We start from the raw sequence: 20,675 nt of genomic DNA on the forward strand, positions 1-20,675 counted from the left end.
TCGGTGGGGTGCGGGTAGGTTCGGGCGGTGTCCGTTTCTCCCGCTCATCTCGACCCCCGGCTGCTCCGCGTCTTCGTCGCCGTCGCCGAGGAACTGCACTTCACCCGCGCCGCCGCCCGGCTGTACGTCGCGCAGCAGGCGCTCAGCCGTGATGTGCGGCGGCTGGAGCGCGAGCTCGGCGCCGAGCTGTTCGTGCGGACCACCCGGCAGGTCACCCTGACCCCCGACGGTGCCCGCCTGCTGCCGTACGCCCGCCGGGTACTGGCCGCCCAGGACGCGCTGCTCGCCGCGTTCGGACAGGCCCGGCCGCTGCTGGTGGACCTCAACTCGCCCGGACTGGAGACCGGCCGCCGGGTGCTGTACCGCGCCCGCGAACTCGCCCCGGACCACGAGCTGATGGCCCGCTACGAGAGCGGGCTCACCCGAGCGGCCGCCGAATTCCTCTCCGGCCGGCTCGACATGTCCTTCGGACGGTTCGCGGGACTGGACCCGGCGCTGCGCTCCGGCCTCGAACACATGCCCGTCAGATTCGAACCCATGGCCGTAATTCTTCCCTCGGACCACCCGCTGGCGGCCCGGGACACGGTGCCGTTGGCCGCGCTGGCGGGCGAGACGGTGTACGCCGGCGCGGGCAACGAGCGCACACTGGAATGGACTGACCTGGCCTTCTGTCTCTTCGAGGGGCGCCGGATCACCGTCGCGCCGCCCCTGCCGCTGGCCGTCGGGGAGGAGGAGTTCCAGCGAGTCATGGCCAAGGACCGGTATCCCGTCCTGGCGGTAGTGGGATTTCCGGCCATACCTGGAAGCGTGTCGCGGCCACTGGTCGATCCGGTCCCGTTGTCCCCCGTGTCGCTCGTGTGGCGAAAGGGGCTGGTCCATCCGGGAGCCGACGCGCTGCGGCGGGCGGCCGCCGAGATCGGGCGGGCGGAAGGGTGGCTTCGACGGCCGGCCGACGGTTGGATTCCGGCCAGCGATCAACAGGTGATGGACGGCCACAAATGACACATCGGAAACACGGCCCCTCCCCGTGCGCTAGCTTCGGGGACCCGGGCACGGAGAGCTGGAGGGGGCGCTCGGAGCGGGTGGGGGCCCGTTCTGTCGACGTGTGCTCGGGTCCGTCGGCGCGCCCGGAACAGTCCCGTGGGGGGATGTACGCGCGTGAAAAATTGGCGAGAAGAGACCCAACCGGAATTGCCCGAGGCCGTCCAGGACGCCCGGGACGTACCGATGGCCGGGGGCGACGAGCAGGAGTACGCCGGGGACGGCCCGGGGGGTGACCGGCCCCGGACGGACGGCTTCGCGGAGACGGAGTTACTGAAGAGCGTCGGTCCGCCGCGTGACCCCTGGAGCGTCGTCGACGACGGGCGCCGGGTGGACCGTGGCACCGCGGGGGGTGGCACCGGGGCCGCCCCGGTCGCCGCCCACGACCCGGCCGAGGTGACCGTCCAGAACGACATCGGCGGCGTACGGCTGCGGCCGCCCGGCACGGTGGACGCCTCCGCCGACGCGCCGCCCGTCTTCGTCGACGAGTCGGGGCGCCGCAGCCGCCGCTTCCGCAGGCTCGGCATGGCCCTCGGCCTCGCCTGCGCGGTCTACGCCGTCGTCATCGTCGTCACCCTGCTGTCCGGCAGCTCCGACGCGCCCTGGCTGCCGGTGCCGGGCCAGAACGACGACAAGCCGGCCGGGAAGGTCGAGAACTCGCCCCGGCCCGCCGACTCCGCCCGGACCTCGGACGACGGCGACACCTCCTCGGCGGCCGGTCCGGTCGCGAGCGACGGTACGACCCCGTCGGCCGGCGCCTCGCCGCAGGCGTCCGGCACCGGCGGGAAGGGCACGGCGAGGCCGAGCACGTCGGCGTCCGCGAAGCCGGCGGCGCCCTCGGGCGTCACGGGGGCCGGTTCCTCGCCGCAGGCCGGTCCGACCGGGGACGCCTCGCCGTCGTCGGCGCCGTCCTCGCCCGCCGCCACGCCCTCGCCGGACTCCTCGCCCTCGGCCTCGCCCAGCGAGTCGCCCGCCCCGACCGGCGGTCCGGGACCGGCCCCGGGCACGGTGGCCGAGGGTCCGGCGAGCCCGCCCGCGGTCGCCGGTGAACCCCGGTCCGCGGCCTCCCGCCCGGGGTCCGCCGCCGTCCGGCCCGTCCTCTGATGGCGCTGAGGACACCCCGGAACCGCCGCCGGCTGTCGATGCGGCTGACGCTGCCCGTGCTGGTCCTCGCCGCGCTGATGGCGATGCTGATGCTGCGCGGCTACGTGCACAGCGAGATTCTCGCCGACCACCGCGTCCGCCCCGAGGCCGCCGCCGACCGCGTCCCCGGGAGGATCCTGGACGGCGGCCCGGTCATCGACACCCGCGGCGGCCGGACGACCTCGCTGCGCATCCCCGACCACCGCCTGGTCCTCACCTTCGACGACGGCCCCGACCCGACCTGGACCCCGAAGGTCCTGGACGTCCTGAAGAAGCACCACGCGCACGCCGTCTTCTTCGTCACCGGCACCATGACCTCCCGCTATCCGCAGCTGGTCCGGCGCATGGTGGCCGAGGGACACGAGGTCGGCGTGCACACCTTCAGCCACCCCGACCTGTCGTACCAGTCGACGAAGCGCATCGACTGGGAGCTGTCCCAGACCCAGCTGGCGATCACGGGCGCGGCCGGCATCCGCACGTCGCTGTTCCGGCCGCCGTACTCCTCCTTCGCCGACGCGATGGACGACCGCTCCTGGCCGGTCACCGAGTACATCGGCAGCCGCGGCTACATCAGCGTCGTCAACGACACGGACAGCGAGGACTGGCGCAAGCCCGGCGTCGGGCAGATCATCCGCAACGCCTCGCCGCACGGCGGCAAGGGCGCGATCGTCCTGATGCACGACTCCGGCGGCGACCGCCACCAGACGGTCCAGGCCCTGGACCGCTTCCTGCCGCTGCTTCAGCGGCGCGGCTACACCTTCGACAACCTCACCGAGGCGCTGAACGCGCCGAGCGCGCTCACCCCGGTCACCGGCCCCGACCTGTGGCAGGGCAGGGCGTGGATCCTGCTGGTCCAGGCGGCGGACGGCATCACCGGCGTCCTGGTGGTCGCCCTGGCGGTGATCGGCGCCTCGGTGCTGGCCCGCTTCGCGCTGATGCTCTGGCTCTCCCTCGTCCACGCCCGCAGGGTCCGCCGCAAGGACTTCGGCTGGGGACCGCCGGTCACCGAACCGGTCTCCGTCCTCGTCCCGGCCTACAACGAGGCCAAGTGCATCGAGAACACGGTCCGTTCACTGACCGCGAGCGAGCACCCCGTCGAGATCCTCGTCGTCGACGACGGCTCGTCGGACGGCACGGCCCGCATCGTGGAGGAACTCGGCCTGCCGAACGTGCGCGTGGTCCGGCAGGTGAACGCGGGCAAGCCGGCCGCGCTCAACCGGGGCCTGGCCAACGCCCGTCACGGCATCGTCGTGATGATGGACGGCGACACGGTCTTCGAACCGGCCACGGTCCGCGAGCTGGTGCAGCCCTTCGGCGACCCGAAGGTCGGCGCGGTGGCCGGCAACGCCAAGGTGGGCAACCGGGATTCGCTGATCGGCGCCTGGCAGCACATCGAGTACGTGATGGGCTTCAACCTCGACCGCCGCATGTACGACGTGCTGCGCTGCATGCCGACGATCCCCGGCGCGGTCGGCGCCTTCCGCCGTACCGCCCTCGAACGGGTCGGCGGCATGAGCGACGACACGCTCGCCGAGGACACCGACGTCACCATGGCACTGCACCGGGACGGCTGGCGGGTGGTGTACGCGGAGAAGGCCCGCGCCTGGACCGAGGCCCCGGAGTCGGTCCAGCAGCTGTGGTCCCAGCGCTACCGCTGGTCGTACGGCACGATGCAGGCGATCTGGAAGCACCGCCGGGCCGTGCTGGACCGGGGCCCGTCCGGCCGCTTCGGCCGCGTCGGCCTCCCGCTGGTGTCGCTCTTCATGGTCCTCGCCCCGCTCCTGGCGCCCCTGATCGACGCGTTCCTCGTCTACGGCATCGTCTTCGGCCCGACCGAGAGGACGATCGGCGCGTGGCTGGGCGTCCTGGCCGTCCAGGCCGTCTGCGCCGCGTACGCCTTCCGCCTGGACCGCGAACGCATGACCCACCTCGTCTCGCTCCCGCTCCAGCAGATCCTCTACCGCCAGCTGATGTACGTCGTCCTGCTCCAGTCCTGGATCACCGCCCTCACCGGCGGCCGCCTGCGCTGGCAGAAGCTGCGGCGCACGGGGGTGGTGGAGGCACCGGGCGGTGTCCCGGCGGCCGGCGGCGAGGGGAGGGCGGCGGGATGACGCACGCCGAGACGAAACCGTCGGCCGGGGCCCCGGCCAGGACGCCGTCCAGGGACCGCTACCTGGACCTGCTGCGTTCCCTGGCCCTGTTCCGGGTGGTCGTGTACCACCTCTTCGGCTGGCCGTGGCTCACGGTCCTCTTCCCCTCCATGGGCGTGATGTTCGCGCTGGCGGGCTCCCTGACGGCGCGCAGCCTGAGCAGCCGTCCGGCGGCGGACGTGATCCGGGGCAGACTCCGCCGCCTCCTCCCGCCGCTCTGGGTGTTCGCCGCGGTCCTGCTGCCGTTGATGCTCGCGGCCGGCTGGCACCCGCTGTCGGACCCGGACCTCGGCGGCGGACTCCCGGGCGCGGCCCAGCTCCTCGACTACCTGGTCCCGGTCGGCGCCCCGCCGTACCCCGAGCACCTCGGCTCGGACTCCGGCCTGTTCGACGCGACCTGGGCACAGGAGGCGGCGGGACCGCTGTGGTACCTGCGCGCCTACCTCTGGTTCGTCGTGCTGTCGCCGCCGCTGCTGTGGGCGTTCCGCAGGGCGCCGCTGCCGACCACGCTGGCCCCCCTCGCCCTGACGGCGCTGCTCGCCACCGGATGGATCTCCATCCCGGGCGAGACGGGCAACGCGGTGTCCGACTTCGCGGTGTACGGCGGCTGCTGGATCCTCGGCATCGCGCACCACGAGGGCGTCCTGGCCAGGGTCCCGCGCTACGCGGCGGTCTCGCTGTCCTTCCTGCTGATGTCGGCGGCGCTGTGGTGGGCGTCGGGCCACCAGGGCCCCGACGGGTGGGACCTCAACGACATCCCTCTCGCGCAGGCGTACTGGTCGTTCGGCGCGGTGGTCCTGCTGCTCCAGTACTCCCCGTCCTGGCAGGAACTCCCGGGCCGACTGCGCCGCTGGGACCGCCTGATCACCCTCTCCAACAACCGCGCGGTGACGATCTACCTCTGGCACAACCTGCTCATCATGGCCACGGTCCCGATCGTCGACCGCGCCTACGACCTCCCCTTCATGGAGTCCGACCGCGCGGCCGCCCTCCTCGACTCCACCTACGCCTTCTGGATGTTCGTGACGGTCTGGCCCCTCATCGCCCTCACCATCCTCACCTTCGGCTGGATCGAGGACGTGGCGGCGAGAAGAGGCCCACGGCTGTGGCCGGACGGGGGCCGGCGGGGGAGGGGGCGCCGACGCGCGTGACCCAGGCGTCGGGCCCTGCACCGCTCCACTGCCGGTCGGCTCAGCCGCGGCGTCGCCGCAGGACCCGCCAGGCATCGCCGATCGCGTCCTGGACGCGATGCCACCAGTACTCCAGTTTGTCGCGCACGGTCACGTACACCCACAGGCGTTTGAACCACGGCGGCAGATCCCGGAAGGGGACGAAGGCCAGCGTGTCCCTGATGGGGTACTCGGCGACTCCGCCGAGTCCCTCGGCCCGCAGAGCCGTGAACAACTCGGGGGTCAAAGCGCCGTTCAGCCGTGCCGCGTGGCCTGTCGCGACGAAGGCGTTCATGCGCTGGAGCCTGTCCGGCAACCGCATCGCCTTCACGATCCGAGGCGACGCCTCCTCCAGCGGACAGTGGAACGCCAGCCCGATCACCGCTATACCGAGATGAGGCTCACCGCGCTCGAACGCGGCATCCCACTCCCCGGGGTCGTCGAAGGCCAGCAGACCCTGGCCGTTCCGCCAGTCCCACTCGGACACCATGCTTGATCTTCCCCTCGCCCGTCACTTGTCGCACTTGGGCGGGAGCACCCGCTGCTTCTTCTTGTTGTCGATCATTCCGGCCCTCACAAGCCTGGTCAGAGCGTTCTCCTTGACACTTTTCGACGGGTAGGAACCCTGCACGTGACCGTGGTAGATCTCCTTGATGATATTGCCGTCCTTGTCGGTGACGTACTCGTGCCGATCCAGAACCACGATCTCGTTGTTGACGTGATCCACGCCGAGCCGCCGGAAGTCGGCTGGGTTGTCAGGGTCGCCCAGGTGGATGGACCGGTCGAGTGCGGCCTGCCCATTGCTCGGGGCGCGGCCGACCTCGCCCTTGGCCGATGAACTGCTGTTTGAGCCGTGCTTGTTGTACGTAGAGTCGTCGTAGATCCGAACCGGCTCGGTGCTGTCGCCCTCCAGACCCAGCGGGTCGGTCCAGCGCAGTGGGTTGTCCACATAGGCGTGGTGGTTCGGAGCGGGGACCAGTCCCAGCGGGTCGGGTGAGAGGTACTGCGCGGTGTCCGGGTCGTAGTACCGGGCCAGGTTGTAGTGCAGGCCGGTCTCGGGGTCGCGGTACTGACCCGGGAACGCCAGCGGGCACAGGCCGTCGTCGTCGGCCAGGGGCCGTCCCCACAGGCTGGTGGCGGCCCGCCAGGCGATCGTGCCGTCCTCGTCGACGAGTTCGCTGGGCGTCCCCACCGAGTCGGTGACGATCGCGTAGAACCGCCTGCTGACCTCGTGCGCGTCGAGGACACCGCGTCGCCCCCGCGTCTGGGCCGCCGCCCGGTGGGTACCCGGGTCCCAGTCCCACGTGTCGGTCTCCACCACACCGTCCCGGAGCGCCTGCTGCTCCGCGAGGTTGGCTCCGTCCCAGGTGAAGGCGGTCTCGTCGACGGCCGAGCCGTCCTCGTGCACCCGCCATTTGGCGGTACGCCGACCGAGGACGTCGTAGCGGTACCGCCATACGCCCCGGTCGGGAGTGGCGGCCTCGACGAGCCGGTCGTCGGCGTCCCAGGCGTAGGTCCAGATCCGCCGCAGCCCGGACAGCGTGCGCCGGATCATGCGGACCACGCGTCCTTGGTCGTCGTGCTCGTACGTGGTGCGGCCCGCCGACGTGATCTTCGTACCGGAGCGTCCGACCGGGCCTTGCGCGTCCTGTCCCGCGGTCCCGGGATGGTTCGCGGTGGTCAGGTTGCCGAGTTCGTCGTACGCGTAGGTCTCGGTCCAGTTCGCGGCGGACACCCGGGTGACGCGGCCGGCCCGGTCCAGGTCGAATCTCCGGCTGCCGGCCAGCCTGTCGTCGACCGAGGTGAGGTGTCCGTCGCTCCGGTAGGTGTAGGAGCGGGCCTGCAGCACGCTGGTGGCATCAGGGCCGGCCGCACCGGTCCCCGAATGGACGACCTGCTCCACCAGGCGGTGTCCGGCGTCCCAGGACTGGGTCAGCGAGGCGGCGCCGGGCAGCCCGCGGGTGGTTTCCCGGCCGGCCGCGTCGTGGGTGAAGGTGAGCTCGCCTGCCGCGGTCACGAGTGAGACGGGCAGCCCCACGGAGTCGTAGGACCACTGCGAGGTGGCGCCGGACGGGGTGGTCCGCCGCACCCTGCGGCCCAGCGGGTCGTACGCACTGGTGACCGTGCGGCCGTCGACGCTTTCGGTGAGCACCCTGCTCACCGCGTCGTAGCCGAAAGCGACCACGCTGTCCGGGCCCGCGGCCTCGACCAGCCGGCCGACCGGGTCGTAGCGCAGGGAGACGACGGCGCCGCCGTCCGTGCGGGTCTCCACCACGCGTCCGGCGTCGTCACGTGTCATCCGGACCGTCTGCCCGATGCCGTTCCTCCGCTCGGTCTGCCGGCCGGTGGGATCGTGGGCGTAGGCGAGCGTCCGGCCGTCGAAGTCCGTCTCGCCGACGAGACGGCCCGCCGCGTCGTACTGGTAGCTCCAGATGTCGCCGAGCGGATTGGTCACGCCGGTCAGTCGTAGTTCGGCGTCGTGGGTGAAGCGGTAGCGGGTGCCGTCCGGATCGGTCCTGGTGCTGGGAAGATCGAACGCGCCGTACTCGAAGGCGGTGGTGGCCCCGCCGCGGTCACGGTGCTCGGTGAGGTTGCCCTGCGGGTCGTACGACCACGTTTCCCGGCCGCCGTCGGCGTGCTCGCGCCACAGCAGCCGGCCCTCCGGGCTCCATCCCTGGCGGAGGGTTCCGCCGACCGGGTCGTCGATCCGGACGATGCGGCCGAACGCGTTCCGGTGCACGGTGACGGTGCTGCCGCGTGGGTCCACCACCCGGACGGGCAGCCCCGCTTCGTCGGTCTCGAAACGGAAGGTGTTGCCGAGCGCGTCGGTCCGTTCGGTCCGGTGCCCGCGCCCGTCATAGGTGTAGCGGCTCACCGCACCGAGCGGATCGGTGCTGGTGAGCAGGTTGCCTCGGCCGTCGTACGTGCACTCCCAACGCGCTCCGTCGGCTTCCGTGACGGCGACGGGCAGACCGTCGTCGCTGTAGGCCACTTCGATGACGGTGCCGTCCGGCCGCTCCATCCGGGTCGGCTGACCTTGGGCGTCAAGAGTGAGGCCGGTGGTGCGGCCCAACTGGTCGGTGCGTGCGAGCAGCCGTCCGAAACGGTCCCACTCGGAAAGCTCGGTGTGCCCGAGCGGGTCGGTCACGGCGACCGGTTGGTAGAGCTCGTTGTAGCGGTACGTCGTGGTCTGGCCGAGCGCGTCCGTGTACCGCGTCTCACGCGCTTCGTCGTCGTACTCCACGGTGCAGGACAGGCTGCCGTCGGCACCCTCGCCCCGGACACAGCGGTCCAGCCCGTCGTAGCCGAAGCGGTAGTGGTAGCCGTTGCGGTCGGTCCACGACGTGATGCGCCCGCCGGGGTCGTAGGCGAGGCTCATGGGCAGCTCGCCCGAGTCGTGGACGCCGGTCAGATCGCCGCAGGAGCTGTAGTCGAAGCGACGCAGGACAGTACCCCCAGGCCCGTCCTCAGGATTGCGCAGGCGCAGCGCGGTGACGCGCCCGCCGGCAGTGTCCACATGGAGGTGGCGGCCGCCCGAGTCACGTACGGCCACCGGTGTGCCGTCGGGATCACGGTCGAAGTCGATCCGGTAGCCGTTGCGGTCCGTCATCGCCGTGAGAAGCAGGGTGAACGGCTCGTCGATCGGTCCGGGCCGTTGCGGCGGGGCGAAATGACGGGTGATGTCGGTGAGCGGGTCGGTGATCCGTACCGGGGCACCGGAAGTGCCGTCCCAGTCCAGCGGCCACCGCGGCCCCTCCGCCGGCAGTACCGACGCCCCGGGTTCCGGCACGGGATAGACGAGGATCATGCCGTCCTCGGTCGCGAAGACGGCGCCTCGGTCGTCCAGCTCCAGACGTTCGTCGAGTGTGCAGGCCCACGACGAGCCGAAGGAGCGGCCCGCGCGGTACGTGGACAGGTGGGTGCGCCGTAGGAGAAGTGGGAGCAGCCCGGACAACTCGACATCGGTCTCGGCCATGTACATCTCGCCGGAGACCATGTCGATGGGGTCGCCGTTGAGGCATCGCCCCTTGCCCGGCTTGCTCTTGGCGAGCGCATCGTCGGCCTCCTTGCGCAGCCCTTTCTTGCCGAGGCTCTCCGCCATGGCCTTGAGGCCGCCCTTGAGGAACTTCATCTCCTTGACGCCCTTGGCGAGTTTGCCGAGCGAGGTGATGCCCTTGCCGCCGGGTATGCAGTCCATGGCGGCGAACGCCACGTCCCACAGGGACGCCTGTCCCTTGGAGTATTTGTAGAGGGTGTCGGCGAGGACGACGAGGGCGGCGATGAGGACGATCGCGCCGAGGACGGGCCCGCCGATGATCATCGCGATGACACCGACGACGGCGACGACGACCTTGCAGACGGTGACGATGGTGTCCCAGTTGTCCTCGAACCAGTGGCCGACGTCCTGCCACCAGTGCCGGTTCGGGATCCCCGCGTCGGATGCCTCGTCGATCTTCCGTTTCGCCTCGCCCGCCGCGTCGTCCCGCATCTTGCGGGCGTCCTCGGCCATCTTCTTCGCCGCGTCCAGCGCGCTCTGCGCGGTCGTGACGTCCGACTGGGCCTTGGTGTGCGCGGACTTGGCGCTCTGAACGTCCCGGGTGGCCGCCCGCACCTTCCCCTCGTCCGGCTTGTCGCCGTCCGATTTGCTGCCGGTGGGGTCGTCCTTGTACTTGTCGGCTTCCTTCGTCGCCCGCGACACCCACGAATCGGCCGAGGAGAGACGCGACTTGGCCGACGACAGATCGGACTGGGCGTCCTTCGCCTTCGCCAGGGCCTTGTCCGCCAGTGCCTGGGCGCGCTCCAGCTTCGGCCAGTAGTCGGCGAGGGCGTCCCCGCACAGCTCGTAGGACTTCTTGAGCTTCTTCAGGTTCTTGGGGACGTCCTTGAACTGGTCCTTGAAGACCTCGGCGGACTTGCCCGCCCACTGGAGCAGGGTGTCCTCGCCGGCCATGCCCCTGACCAGGCGCAGGGCGTCGGAGACGTCGTCGGCGAAGTCGTGGAGCTGCTTGGCGAGGGTACGGACGCGTTGCGGGTCGCCCGGAGTGGGGTCCTTGTCGAGGTCGAGAGGATGCCAGTCCGCCGGTCGGTACCCCGCCATGATTCCGCAACCCCCGTCACGTACTCACCGTCAACAACACCGCTCTCGGGCGAAGCTACAGGTCACTCTTTGCAAGGGCCAAGCCTGTTGCCGTCGGCGGCTGTCGTGATGTCACAGGAGCGCACCAATGCCCGCCGTCAGGGCGTCAGTTGGCGCCGTGATGTCCCGCTTGTCGGTGCTTTGCGTGGGTGGGGTGTGGCCATTCGCTCTGGTGCCGTCGGTGTCCTCCCGGATACCGTATCGGCTGCTTTCGTCGCTATCACCCGCCCCGTCAGGAGCCCACCGTGACCCGCCGTTCCCGCCTGTTCACGACAGCCACCGCCGGTGCGACGGCCGCGCTTCTCCTCGCAGGCTGCGGCGGAGGCGGCAACGACAAGTCCGACTCGAACGGCAAGATCGCGGGTGCGGACACGGGGGCTTCGTCCTCGGCTTCACCGACCGCTTCGGCTTCGGAATCCGGGGCTACGGGACGTCCGAAGATCACCTTCCCGTCCTACGCCACAAATGTTTTCGAGGATCAGAAGTCCGGCGACGGCACGAAGGATGCGGTTCTCGCGGACAGCGCCCTGAGCGTCAATTCCATGGACGATGCGATCTTCCAGGGGAGCACGAGCACGAAGGCCCTGGGCTTCTACAACGCGGACAAGGCCCTTGGTGCCGCGATCACCTATGTACAGGGGTACATCGACAAGGGTGACACCTGGATCGGCAAGACCCGTTACTTCGACCGCAAAGTGACGCTGTCCGGGGCCAAGGACGCCTACGTCACCTACTGCTCCGACGAAAGCAAGTCGTTTCTCAAGAACAAGAAGACCGGCAAGGTGAAGAACACGCCGACGACTGCGGACAGTTACGTGCTGTACCACACCAAGCTCACGAAGAACTCCATGGGTGTTTGGCAGACTACCGACATTGTTTCGAATCGGGGGGACAAGTCATGCCAGCCGTAAGGCAAGTGGCGAGAGGTGCAGCGATCTTCTCGCTTGCGTGGATTTCGGTGTTCGTCTCGCAGACCGCCTACGCCGGTGGGCGAGGTGACGACGGGACCGTGACCACGGAGACGCAGGAGCACGGCGACTCCTCCGACGACGGCACCCTGTCCTCGACAGTCGGCGCCATCGTCTACGACCGTTCCAAGAACGGCTCCGGCGCCTCCGTCGGACCGGTCGCCGCCACCACGTCCTGGACGCCACCGGCCTGCTGGTACGCGCCCAAGTACAGCCCGGCCGCTCTTCAGGCGTATCTGGAACCGATCTGGGCGGCCGACTCGACAGGATATGAGTGGGACGCCGAGCAGCGCGATCGTTACGTCGACGGTCACCCGTACACGGACTTCAACAAGGACAAGACGGGCAAGGGTTACTGGTGGGACTCGTACGTCAACAAGTCCTTCCCGCCCGGCTGGGACAAGTGCGACGAGCCCTATTTCTGGGTGGACACCGGCGACGCCCCGCCCGCCGACATCCCGAACACCATCTCCACCAAGATCCTCGGTGAGCTCGCCTATGACGAGATCCGTGTCCCCACCACCGAGGTGAGCCTGAAGCCCGCTGGGACGACGAAGGTCAATCTGGCCACCTGGGCATGGCTGGACAAGGCGACGTTCAAGCCGGTTTCCGTCACCGCCAGTGTTCCGGTGCTCGGTGTCTCTGCCACGACCACCGCCGAACCCGTCTCCCTCAAGATCGAGCCCGGTACGTCGGACGCGGTCACCTACCCGGCGTCGGGTGTCTGCGCGATCGACAACGGGAGTATCGGCGAGGAGTACACCGCGGGCGACGCGGGCAAGACGCCGCCCTGTGGGGTGAAGTACCTGCGCTCGTCCGGCAGCGGGTCCTATCAGCTGCGGGCCACGATCACCTGGAAGATCAGCTGGACCGGCAGCGACGGGAACGGCGGTGACCTGCCGGACGGTACTTTCGGCCGGCCGCAGGACGTCATCGTGCAGGAGATCCAGTCCGTGAACAGGTGAGGCAGGGAGAGGGTTTGACCTCTTGCTCCCCGCGCCGTCTGTTCGAATCCTTTGCGTCAGTTGGAAGACCGGCAATGCCACATGGGACGCCGCAAGGCACGGTGTCCCTAACCTGATCAGTCAATACTCTCCATCGCGTTCCATACCGAGGCGGAGTCGTACTGGGACACGTGCTCACTCAGGTATGTGTCTGTCTCGGGCAAGAGCGACTCCGAGGCTGTCGGCTGTATCGGAGTGGGCGGCCCGGATTCAGTGCTTGAGTCGTTCCGCGTGGGAGACGAAGCGGGCCCAGGTGGAGGGTGTGACGGTGAGGTGGGCGCCAGTGGTGTCCTTCGAGTCGCGGAGGTGGACGGCGTGGGGTGTGGTTGCCATTTCGACGCAGTTCGAGCCGTCGCCGCTGAAGGTCGACTTGCGCCAGTGGAGTATGTGCATGGGTTGGCTCCTCAGAGGTCCAGAACTCGTCGATTCATGAAGTCGCGTGTGTCGGCCGGTGTGAGCGCACAGGCTTCCATGCGGCCCAGCACGGCTCGGTACTTGCTCAACTGGGCTTCTGCGTCGAGGAACTCGCAGGCGCCGTGATGGGAGTCCAGTTGAACGGTGTCGAGCTGCGCCACGGGACCCTCCACGTAGTCGAAAGACTGACCGGTGGTGGGGAAGTTGTCGACGCCGAAGGGGATCACCCGGATGGTGACGTGGGGAAGTTCGCTCATTTCCAGCAGGTGCTTGAGCTGGCCTCGGGCGACGGCGGGGCCGCCGAAGCCCATCCGGAGCGCGGCCTCATGGATTATCGCGGTGTACGGGGGCGGGTCTGCCCGGTGCAGGATGCCTTGCCGTTTCACCCGATGTGTGAGGCGGTACTCGATCTCGTGCTGACGCATCGGAGGGACCACCGAGCGAAAGAGCGCACGGGCGTGGTCGGTCGTCTGGAGGAGTGCCGGGATGTGGATGAGCAGTGCCACCCGGAGCGCGGAGGCGTGGTGTTCCAACTCGGCCAGGTCGACCAGCGCCACGGGCACATGCTCGCGGTACTCCTCCCACCACCCACGATTGCGTCGGCCTGTCATCGAGGCCAGCGCGTCCATGAGTGCCTCGTCGGAGCAGGCGTAGGAACTCGCCATGGAGCGCAGCCGATCCGCGCTGACGGGCGTGCGGCCTGTCTCGATCATGCTCACGCGTGCTTGATTGACGCCCAGGAGCTCGCCGGCGCCCGTGGCGGTGAGACCGGCTCGTTCTCGCAGTTTGCGCAGTTCCGCACCCAGCCGTCGTTGCCGGAGCGTGGGGCTGTCGGTGGACGGCACGCCGTCTCCTTCCTTGTGTGAGGCGGCCCGGCAGTCCCTCACATGAGTGAACCATGGATGCATCTATGTCTTTTGGTTAGATGCATCTAACCATCTGTCCTACGGTGAGAACACACCGCCCAACTCCTCGCGCCCATAAGCCGGAAGCGCACCTCCCCAGGCAGAGCCACCGCTCGGCGGGGTTGTGGGGCGGACCCGACCCCTCTCTCCCTCGAAGGTTCCCGTGGGCACCGTATCCCTGCCCGACACCTGGGTGTACGCGCTTCGCCTGCCTCATGATCCGCGCGCGGCACGCGTCGCACGTATGACCGTACGGGCGGTGCTGAGCGGTCATGGCAGACCAGAAGTACTGGACGTCGTCGAACTGTTGACGTCCGAGCTGATCGGCAACACCTACCGGCACACGAGTGGCCCGGCCTCTCTCCGGCTGACCGCCCTCGCGGACGGTCGGCTGCGGGTCGGTGTCTGGGACAGTCACCCGCGCATTCCTGCCCCGTTCGGTGAGTCGCCCGGGGACCGCGTCAAGCTCGTCCCGGCGGGAGCCGAAAGGGGCCGTGGGCTGCACCTCGTGCAGGAGTACGCCGACGCATGGGGCGGCTGGACCGTCGGTGACGGCGGCCCACTGGACCGTGGTGCCGGGAAGCTGCTGTGGTTCGAGGTGGGCGGACAGACGACCGAGGGGGCGCGGAAAGCCGTTTCATGACGTCGCGAGTGCGCCCCGCGCCCGTACCTCTCACCCGACCTCCCCCCAGGGTGAGAGCAACGTTCCCTTCCGGTCACCCACAGGCACAGTGCGGAAACGACGCGTCCCTACCTTCGGGCTCAGTCACTCATCCGAAGTCGGAAAGACCGAGTACACGGAGCACCGTGGAGGCGTCATGACAGCCCCAGCCCCTACCTCACGCAGCCGCTGGATCCAGGAGTGGGATCCGGAGGACGACGCGTTCTGGAACGCGACCGGCGAGAAGGTCGCCCGCCGGAACCTGATCTTCTCGGTCCTCTCCGAGCACATCGGGTTCTCGATCTGGACCATGTGGTCCGTGCTGGTGCTGTTCATGGGCCCGGAGTACGGGCTCACCCCGGCCGACAAGTTCCTGCTGACCTCGATGGTCACCCTCGTCGGCGCGGTCGTCCGGGTGCCGTACACCTTCGCCGTCGCGCTCTTCGGCGGCCGCAACTGGACGATCATCTCCGCGGGGCTCCTGCTCGTCCCGACCGTCGCAGCCTTCACCGTGATGGAGCCGGGGACGTCGTTCGGCACGTTCCTGCTCGTCGGGCTGCTGGCCGGCATAGGCGGCGGCAACTTCGCGTCCAGCATGACCAACATCAACGCCTTCTTCCCGCTCCGGAAGAAGGGGTGGGCGCTGGGGCTCAACGCGGGCGGCGGGAACATCGGCGTGCCCGTCATCCAGCTGGTCACCCTCGCGATCATCGGAGCGAGCGGCGGCCCGCGCGTGCTGCTCGGCATCTACATCCCGCTGATCCTCGTCGCCGCCGTCCTCGCCGCGCTCTTCATGGACAACCTCGCCACCGTGAAGAACGACACCGGTGCCGCGATCGACGCCGCGAAGGACGCCCACACCTGGATCATGTCCTTCCTCTACGTCGGCACGTTCGGATCGTTCATCGGGTACGCCTTCGCCTTCGGCCAGGTGCTCCAGGTGCAGTTCGGGCGGACCCCGCTGCAGGCCGCCTACCTCACCTTCATCGGCCCGCTGCTCGGCTCCCTCATCCGGCCCGTCGGCGGCTGGCTCGCCGACCGGTACGGCGGTGCGAAGATCACCCTGTGGAACTACGTCGGCATGGCCGCGGCCACCGGCCTCCTCATCGTCGCCAGCATGCAGAAGTCGCTGCCGCTGTTCGTCACCGTGTTCGTCGTGCTGTTCTCGCTCAGCGGGCTCGGCAACGGGTCGACGTACAAGATGATCCCCGGCATCTTCCAGACCAAGGCCCTCGCCAAGGGGCTGGCCGGGGACGAGGCCGCGGCCTACGGGCGGCGGCTGTCCGGGGCCTCCATGGGGCTCATCGGGGCCGTCGGCGCGCTCGGCGGCGTCGGCATCAACCTCGCCTTCCGGCAGTCGTACCTCTCCTACGGCAGCGGCACCGGAGCCTTCGTGGCCTTCCTCGCCTTCTACGGTCTGTGCTTCGCCGTCACCTGGGCCGTATACCTTCGCCGACCCGCCACGCAGGGGCGGTCCACAGCCGCCACCGAGACAAAGGCGCAGCTCAGCTACGCCGAGGTGTGACGTAACACTGGTGACATCAACCCGAACCGAGCCTGTCACGGACCGTTGACAGGCTCGTTCGGCATGCGGGTCAGCTAGGAGAGCAGCCATGTACGAGCAACAGCAGCGACCGGATCCCGGTCAGCACGGTCCTCTCGCGGGGTTCACCGTGGGGGTCACCGCCGCGCGCCGCGCCGACGAACTCGGGGCCCTGCTCCAGCGCCGGGGGGCCGCCGTGCTGCACGCCCCCGCCCTGCGCATCGTGCCGCTCGCCGACGACGGCGAACTGCTGTCCGCCACCAAGGAGATCATCGACCAGGCGCCGGACGTGGTGGTGGCGACCACCGCCATCGGGTTCCGGGGGTGGGTCGAGGCCGCGGACGGATGGGGCTTCGGCGAGCTGCTGCTGGAGCGGCTGCGCAACGTCGAGCTGCTCGCGCGCGGGCCCAAGGTGAAGGGCGCGATCCGGGCCGCCGGGCTGACCGAGGAGTGGTCGCCGTCCTCCGAGTCGATGGCCGAGGTGCTCGACCGGCTCCTGGAGGAGGGCGTCGAGGGCCGCCGGATCGCCGTACAGCTGCACGGTGAGCCGCTGCCCGGGTTCGTCGAGGCGCTGCGGGCCGCGGGCGGGGAGGTGCTGCCGGTGCCGGTGTACCGGTGGATGCCGCCGGAGGACCTCGGGCCGGTGGACCGGCTGCTGGACGCCGTGGTCTCCCGCTCGCTGGACGCCGTCACCTTCACCAGCGCGCCCGCCGCCGCCTCGCTGCTGTCCCGCGCCGAGCACCGGGGGCTGCGGGACGAACTGCTCGCCGCCCTGAACCACGACGTCGTACCCGCCTGCGTCGGCCCGGTCACCGCGCTGCCGTTGCAGGCCCTCGGCGTGGACACGGTCCAGCCGGAGCGCTTCCGGCTCGGTCCCCTCGTACAGCTGCTGTGCCAGGAACTGCCCTCGCGGGCGCGGGCGTTGCCGGTCGCCGGGCACCGGGTGGAGATCCGGGGGCACGCGGTCCTGGTGGACGGCGCGCTGAAGCCGGTGCCGCCGGCCGGGATGTCCCTGCTGCGCGCGCTCGCACGGCGGCCGGGCTGGGTGGTCGCCCGCGCCGAGCTGCTGCGCGCGCTGCCCGGCGCCGGGCGCGACGAGCACGCCGTGGAGACGGCGATGGCCCGCCTGCGCACCGCCCTGGGCGCGCCGAAGCTGATCCAGACCGTCGTCAAGCGCGGCTACCGCCTCGCCCTGGACCCGGCCGCGGACGCGAAGTACGCGGACCTCTAGCGGGCATCGCCACCTCGGCGGCACGAGGCGCGCCAGCGGGCACTTCCACCTCGGCGGCACGAGGCACGAGGCGCGCCGGTACGCCGACGCGCTCGACCACGACGCGCTCGACCACGTGGAGTCCGTGCGGCGGTTCTTCGGCACCGGGGACGGGCGGTGTGGCTGAGCGGCCGCTACAGCTGCTGTCGGCAGGGGCTGCCCACAACGGCGTACGACGGCGTGGCGGGCGGTTTCCACAGGCATCCACTCGCGTCCGTCGCCTCCCGTCGGTGACCACGCCGTCCCGGTCCGTCAGGTTGAAGTGATCCTGCCACCACTCGGTGGCCGACTCGGTCTCCGGGCCGAACGAGCCGTCGATCTGGTTCTTCCGGAAGGGGTGCAGGTCGCCGTCGTCGTCCTGCCACAGGGCCTTGTCCGCCCACAGGACGGTCTGCCACAGGGCCGTCGCGTTGCTGTCGGTGTAGTCGTCGACGCCGATCTGCTCCTCGCCCTGCCAGTCGTCGGCGGCGGGGCCGTTGCCGTCGATGCCGTGGTACGGCGCCGACGCGGCGCTCGCCACGGGCGCCAGGGCCAGACCACCGGCGCCCAGCAGTACGGCCGCCGCCATCGCGACGACCCGGGTGCGCATGCTCATGTACCTCGTCCTCTCTGAACCGCCGTCCCCCGGCGGGGTCCCCCTGGGGCGGCTCGCCGTGCTTTCGCAGGAGACAGCGTCACGGCCGCGGGCGGGCGGCGGCGAGGCCTGCCGGGGTCCCCGGACCGAACGGGGACGACCCACCCCGCACGCACCGGCGTCCCCGGCGGGCGCGGGCCGGACGGGAACCTCGTGGAACACCGGCACGAGGGCTTCCGGCCGCCCGCCGGGCCGGGCACTGTGAGATGACACGGTTCCCCGGCGGTCCTCCCGTCCAAGGCGGTGACAGGCACATGGCACTGGGTACGGCCACGGCCCCGTACGAGCTGCGTTTCGACGCCGGGCGGATCTGTCTGGATCTGCTCGCCACCACGCATCCCGGCGAACGGCTCGACGCCCTCGAACCGCTGCGGGCCTGGATCACCGGATCGGGACTGGTCCCGCCGGGCACGCCGCTGGCGCACGCCGACGCCGGCTGGCTCGCCGCCTTCCGTGAACTACGGTCACACGCCGCCCAGTTGGTGCACGAGCGCGGCGGCGGCCGGAACACCGCGACGCCGTCACCGTCGTACGGCCCCGCGCTCGCCCGGGTCAACGACCTCGCCCGCGCCGCCGCGCCCCCGGCCCCGCGCGCCGTGCCCGGCGAGGACGGTTTCCTCGTAAGGGAGTTGGCCGGACCTCCGGAGTGCGCCGCGTTGCTCGCGGCGGTCGCCCGGGACGTCGTGGAACTGCTCACCGACCCCGTCGCGCGGGCGGCGATCAGGGAGTGCGAGGGCGACAACTGCCCTCTGGTGTACCTGGACACCTCCCGGGGGCGCCGGCGCCGCTGGTGCTCCAGCGAGGTCTGCGGCAACCGCGAACGGGTCGCCCGGCACCGGCGCCGTGCCGCGCTCGCCCGCGCCTGAATCCTCCCCTCTACCCGCGTCCCGCTCCCCTCTACCCGCGTCCCGCTCGCCTCTCCCCGTGTCCCGCTCGACTTCCGTCCCCTCAACTCCTGTCCCATTCACGGCATCTGTCGGATCTTCATCGAAGCTCCCGCGAAGTGATTTCGACAACACTCCGTTTGGTGACGGCCGCGTACGGGCAGCCCCGGCGCCGTCGACGCTGTGTCGGAAATGTAAAGATCACGCGGTGGGAATGTGTGCTCATGTCCCGGTCGTCATGTCAGATCGCGGAAAAATGCGGGGTCTTGTTGAACGCACCGCGAGCCACTCCCGTACCGGTGGGGGAGCGACCGACTGGGGGAACCCCCGGACACCGGAGGTGGGCGTGCGCAAGGATGCGGCCGTGGCCAATGAACGTGGATCGAGGGCCCGACATCGCATGTCCCAGCCCTCGGAGCCTGATGAGGAGCTGATGCGTGCCCTCTACCGAGAGCACGCCGGACCACTCCTTGCGTATGTCCTTCGGCTGGTCGCCGGTGATCGGCAACGCGCCGAGGACGTCGTGCAAGAGACACTCATCCGTGCCTGGAAGAACGCCGGCCAGCTCAATCGAGCGACCGGATCGGTACGCCCCTGGCTGGTGACGGTCGCTCGCCGCATCGTCATCGACGGTCACCGCAGCCGGCAGGCCCGGCCGCAGGAGGTCGATCCGTCGCCGCTGGAGGTCATCCCCGCGGAGGACGAGATCGACAAGGCGCTGTGGCTGATGACGCTGTCCGACGCGCTCGACGACCTGACCCCGGCCCACCGGGAGGTGCTCGTCGAGACGTACTTCAAGGGGCGTACCGTCAACGAGGCGGCCGAAACGCTGGGTATACCCAGCGGCACCGTGCGTTCGCGGGTGTTCTATGCCCTCAGGTCGATGAAGCTGGCTCTGGAGGAGCGGGGGGTGACGGCGTGATGAGTGTGTACGGGGGGCACGGCGGATTCGGCACAGGTGGTTCGGGTATGTCTGGAGCCATGCAGGAATCTCCGGTGCCCAATGAGCACGAGACTGTCGGCGCGTACGCGCTCGGGATTCTCGACGACGCCGAGGCAACCGCTTTCGAGATCCATCTGGCCGGGTGCGAGTGGTGCGCCCAGCAGCTCGACGAGCTGGCCGGGATGGAACCGATGCTGGCCGCCCTGGCCGACCTGCCCGGCTCCGGGAGCACACCCTCCATCGGCGAGTCCCTGTCCGCCCGGCCCAGCCCGCGGATGGCCGAGAAACTCGTCGTCGAGGTCGCCGAGAAGCGGAAGGTCCGCAGTCGTCGCAGCCTCTTCGGGCTGGCCGCCTCGGTCGTGCTGATCGCCGGCGGCACCGTGGCGGGCGTGGCGCTGAGCGGCTCGGACAGCGGCACCGGCACGGAAGCCGCCATGGGCCCCGCCCAGGCCGCCTTCCAGACGATGTCCGACAAGAAGTCGGCCACGGACCCGACGACGCACGTCAGTGCGACCGTCGCCGTGGAGAAGAAGGACTGGGGCACCCACGCGGTCCTCCAGCTCAAGAACGTCACCGGCCCGAAGAAGTGCTCGCTCATCGCCGTCGGCAAGAACGGCGAGCGCGAGACGGTGACCTCCTGGTCCGTTCCGAACTGGGGATACGGCATCACCGACGCCAAGACGGAGAAGGCCAAGCAGCCTCTCTACGTGCACGGCGGCGCCGCCTTCACCCCCAGCCAGATCGACCACTTCGAGGTCATGACCTTCGACGGCAAGAAGCTCGTCTCGGTCAGCGCGTAGCTTCGGCGG

At 70.0% G+C, this 20,675-nt stretch carries 17 protein-coding genes; 12 read left to right on the forward strand and 5 right to left on the reverse strand.

The annotated features are described in order from the left end of the window. The first annotated feature begins 27 nt into the window (after positions 1-27). From ACZ619_RS14085 to ACZ619_RS14100, 4 genes are all read left to right on the forward strand, one after another. The gene (locus ACZ619_RS14085; RefSeq protein ID WP_469598336.1) at positions 28-1,002 is read left to right on the forward strand and encodes a LysR family transcriptional regulator; all 975 of its coding nucleotides are present in this window, start codon (positions 28-30) and stop codon (positions 1,000-1,002) included. A 189-nt stretch (positions 1,003-1,191) separates the two neighbouring features. Then, the gene (locus ACZ619_RS14090; RefSeq protein ID WP_469598338.1) at positions 1,192-2,145 is read left to right on the forward strand and encodes a hypothetical protein; all 954 of its coding nucleotides are present in this window, start codon (positions 1,192-1,194) and stop codon (positions 2,143-2,145) included. Then, the gene (locus tag ACZ619_RS14095) at positions 2,145-4,295 is read left to right on the forward strand and encodes a glycosyltransferase (RefSeq protein ID WP_469598340.1); all 2,151 of its coding nucleotides are present in this window, start codon (positions 2,145-2,147) and stop codon (positions 4,293-4,295) included. The genes ACZ619_RS14090 and ACZ619_RS14095 overlap by 1 nt, the downstream gene beginning before the upstream one ends. Then, positions 4,292-5,485, forward strand: a complete 1,194-nt coding sequence (locus tag ACZ619_RS14100; protein ID WP_469598342.1) for an acyltransferase family protein — start codon at positions 4,292-4,294, stop codon at positions 5,483-5,485. Before ACZ619_RS14095 ends, ACZ619_RS14100 begins: the two co-directional genes overlap by 4 nt. A gap of 40 nt (positions 5,486-5,525) precedes the next feature. Here ACZ619_RS14100 and ACZ619_RS14105 read toward each other — a convergent pair whose 3' ends face one another. Next, complete coding sequence (locus ACZ619_RS14105; RefSeq protein ID WP_469598343.1) at positions 5,526-5,993, reverse strand: hypothetical protein; 468 nt, start codon at positions 5,991-5,993, stop codon at positions 5,526-5,528. A gap of 21 nt (positions 5,994-6,014) precedes the next feature. Then, entirely contained in the window at positions 6,015-10,601 is a 4,587-nt protein-coding gene (locus ACZ619_RS14110) for an RHS repeat-associated core domain-containing protein (protein WP_469598345.1), read from the reverse strand. Between the two features lie 284 nt (positions 10,602-10,885). Between ACZ619_RS14110 and ACZ619_RS14115 the strand changes: the two genes are divergently transcribed. Together ACZ619_RS14115 and ACZ619_RS14120 are read left to right on the forward strand one after the other, a co-directional pair. Then, positions 10,886-11,551 carry a hypothetical protein gene (locus ACZ619_RS14115; protein ID WP_469598347.1) on the forward strand — a complete coding sequence of 222 codons (666 nt, stop codon included), beginning with the start codon at positions 10,886-10,888 and terminating at the stop codon, positions 11,549-11,551. Further along, entirely contained in the window at positions 11,539-12,573 is a 1,035-nt protein-coding gene (locus ACZ619_RS14120) for a hypothetical protein (protein ID WP_469598349.1), read from the forward strand. Before ACZ619_RS14115 ends, ACZ619_RS14120 begins: the two co-directional genes overlap by 13 nt. A gap of 249 nt (positions 12,574-12,822) precedes the next feature. Here the strand turns inward: ACZ619_RS14120 and ACZ619_RS14125 are convergent, their stop codons facing one another. Both ACZ619_RS14125 and ACZ619_RS14130 read right to left on the reverse strand, forming a co-directional pair. Further along, positions 12,823-13,005 (reverse strand): DUF397 domain-containing protein, encoded by a 183-nt coding sequence (locus ACZ619_RS14125; protein ID WP_469598351.1) that lies wholly within the window; start codon positions 13,003-13,005, stop codon positions 12,823-12,825. An 11-nt stretch (positions 13,006-13,016) separates the two neighbouring features. Further along, entirely contained in the window at positions 13,017-13,871 is an 855-nt protein-coding gene (locus ACZ619_RS14130; RefSeq protein WP_469598352.1) for a helix-turn-helix domain-containing protein, read from the reverse strand. Between the two features lie 223 nt (positions 13,872-14,094). Between ACZ619_RS14130 and ACZ619_RS14135 the strand changes: the two genes are divergently transcribed. The 3 genes from ACZ619_RS14135 to ACZ619_RS14145 all read left to right on the forward strand — a co-directional run bounded on the left by ACZ619_RS14135 (position 14,095) and on the right by ACZ619_RS14145 (position 17,366). Further along, the gene (locus ACZ619_RS14135; protein ID WP_469598354.1) at positions 14,095-14,574 is read left to right on the forward strand and encodes an ATP-binding protein; all 480 of its coding nucleotides are present in this window, start codon (positions 14,095-14,097) and stop codon (positions 14,572-14,574) included. Between the two features lie 175 nt (positions 14,575-14,749). Beyond that, on the forward strand, positions 14,750-16,117 hold the full coding sequence (locus tag ACZ619_RS14140; RefSeq protein WP_469598356.1) for a nitrate/nitrite transporter: 1,368 nt from the start codon (positions 14,750-14,752) through the stop codon (positions 16,115-16,117). Between the two features lie 88 nt (positions 16,118-16,205). Continuing rightward, positions 16,206-17,366, forward strand: coding sequence for a uroporphyrinogen-III synthase (locus ACZ619_RS14145; protein WP_469598358.1), 1,161 nt, complete (start codon positions 16,206-16,208; stop codon positions 17,364-17,366). Here the strand turns inward: ACZ619_RS14145 and ACZ619_RS14150 are convergent. Continuing rightward, the gene (locus tag ACZ619_RS14150; protein ID WP_469598360.1) at positions 17,305-18,000 is read right to left on the reverse strand and encodes a peptidoglycan-binding domain-containing protein; all 696 of its coding nucleotides are present in this window, start codon (positions 17,998-18,000) and stop codon (positions 17,305-17,307) included. The genes ACZ619_RS14145 and ACZ619_RS14150 overlap by 62 nt on opposite strands. Before the next feature lie 293 nt (positions 18,001-18,293). On the opposite strand from ACZ619_RS14150, the gene ACZ619_RS14155 reads away from it, so the two are divergent. The 3 genes from ACZ619_RS14155 to ACZ619_RS14165 all read left to right on the forward strand — a co-directional run bounded on the left by ACZ619_RS14155 (position 18,294) and on the right by ACZ619_RS14165 (position 20,666). Continuing rightward, entirely contained in the window at positions 18,294-18,905 is a 612-nt protein-coding gene (locus ACZ619_RS14155; protein ID WP_469598362.1) for a CGNR zinc finger domain-containing protein, read from the forward strand. Positions 18,906-19,323: 418 nt separating this feature from the next. Next, positions 19,324-19,845, forward strand: a complete 522-nt coding sequence (locus ACZ619_RS14160; protein ID WP_010039908.1) for a sigma-70 family RNA polymerase sigma factor — start codon at positions 19,324-19,326, stop codon at positions 19,843-19,845. Then, positions 19,845-20,666, forward strand: a complete 822-nt coding sequence (locus ACZ619_RS14165; protein ID WP_469598364.1) for an anti-sigma factor family protein — start codon at positions 19,845-19,847, stop codon at positions 20,664-20,666. Before ACZ619_RS14160 ends, ACZ619_RS14165 begins: the two co-directional genes overlap by 1 nt. Positions 20,667-20,675 lie beyond the last annotated feature (9 nt).

Source organism: Streptomyces sp. NPDC104367, assembly GCF_055583825.1.

What these genes read in the sequence shown, in the direction of transcription:
- ACZ619_RS14120 (WP_469598349.1), top strand. Translation starts at nt 11,539, where the DNA reads ATGCCAGCCGTAAGGCAAGTGGCGAGAGGTGCAGCGATCTTCTCGCTT.
- ACZ619_RS14140 (WP_469598356.1), top strand. Translation starts at nt 14,750, where the DNA reads ATGACAGCCCCAGCCCCTACCTCACGCAGCCGCTGGATCCAGGAGTGG.
- ACZ619_RS14145 (WP_469598358.1), top strand. Translation starts at nt 16,206, where the DNA reads ATGTACGAGCAACAGCAGCGACCGGATCCCGGTCAGCACGGTCCTCTC.
- ACZ619_RS14150 (WP_469598360.1), bottom strand. Translation starts at nt 18,000, where the DNA reads ATGAGCATGCGCACCCGGGTCGTCGCGATGGCGGCGGCCGTACTGCTG.
- ACZ619_RS14095 (WP_469598340.1), top strand. Translation starts at nt 2,145, where the DNA reads ATGGCGCTGAGGACACCCCGGAACCGCCGCCGGCTGTCGATGCGGCTG.
- ACZ619_RS14160 (WP_010039908.1), top strand. Translation starts at nt 19,324, where the DNA reads ATGTCCCAGCCCTCGGAGCCTGATGAGGAGCTGATGCGTGCCCTCTAC.
- ACZ619_RS14100 (WP_469598342.1), top strand. Translation starts at nt 4,292, where the DNA reads ATGACGCACGCCGAGACGAAACCGTCGGCCGGGGCCCCGGCCAGGACG.
- ACZ619_RS14155 (WP_469598362.1), top strand. Translation starts at nt 18,294, where the DNA reads ATGGCACTGGGTACGGCCACGGCCCCGTACGAGCTGCGTTTCGACGCC.
- ACZ619_RS14110 (WP_469598345.1), bottom strand. Translation starts at nt 10,601, where the DNA reads ATGGCGGGGTACCGACCGGCGGACTGGCATCCTCTCGACCTCGACAAG.
- ACZ619_RS14165 (WP_469598364.1), top strand. Translation starts at nt 19,845, where the DNA reads ATGAGTGTGTACGGGGGGCACGGCGGATTCGGCACAGGTGGTTCGGGT.
- ACZ619_RS14105 (WP_469598343.1), bottom strand. Translation starts at nt 5,993, where the DNA reads ATGGTGTCCGAGTGGGACTGGCGGAACGGCCAGGGTCTGCTGGCCTTC.
- ACZ619_RS14125 (WP_469598351.1), bottom strand. Translation starts at nt 13,005, where the DNA reads ATGCACATACTCCACTGGCGCAAGTCGACCTTCAGCGGCGACGGCTCG.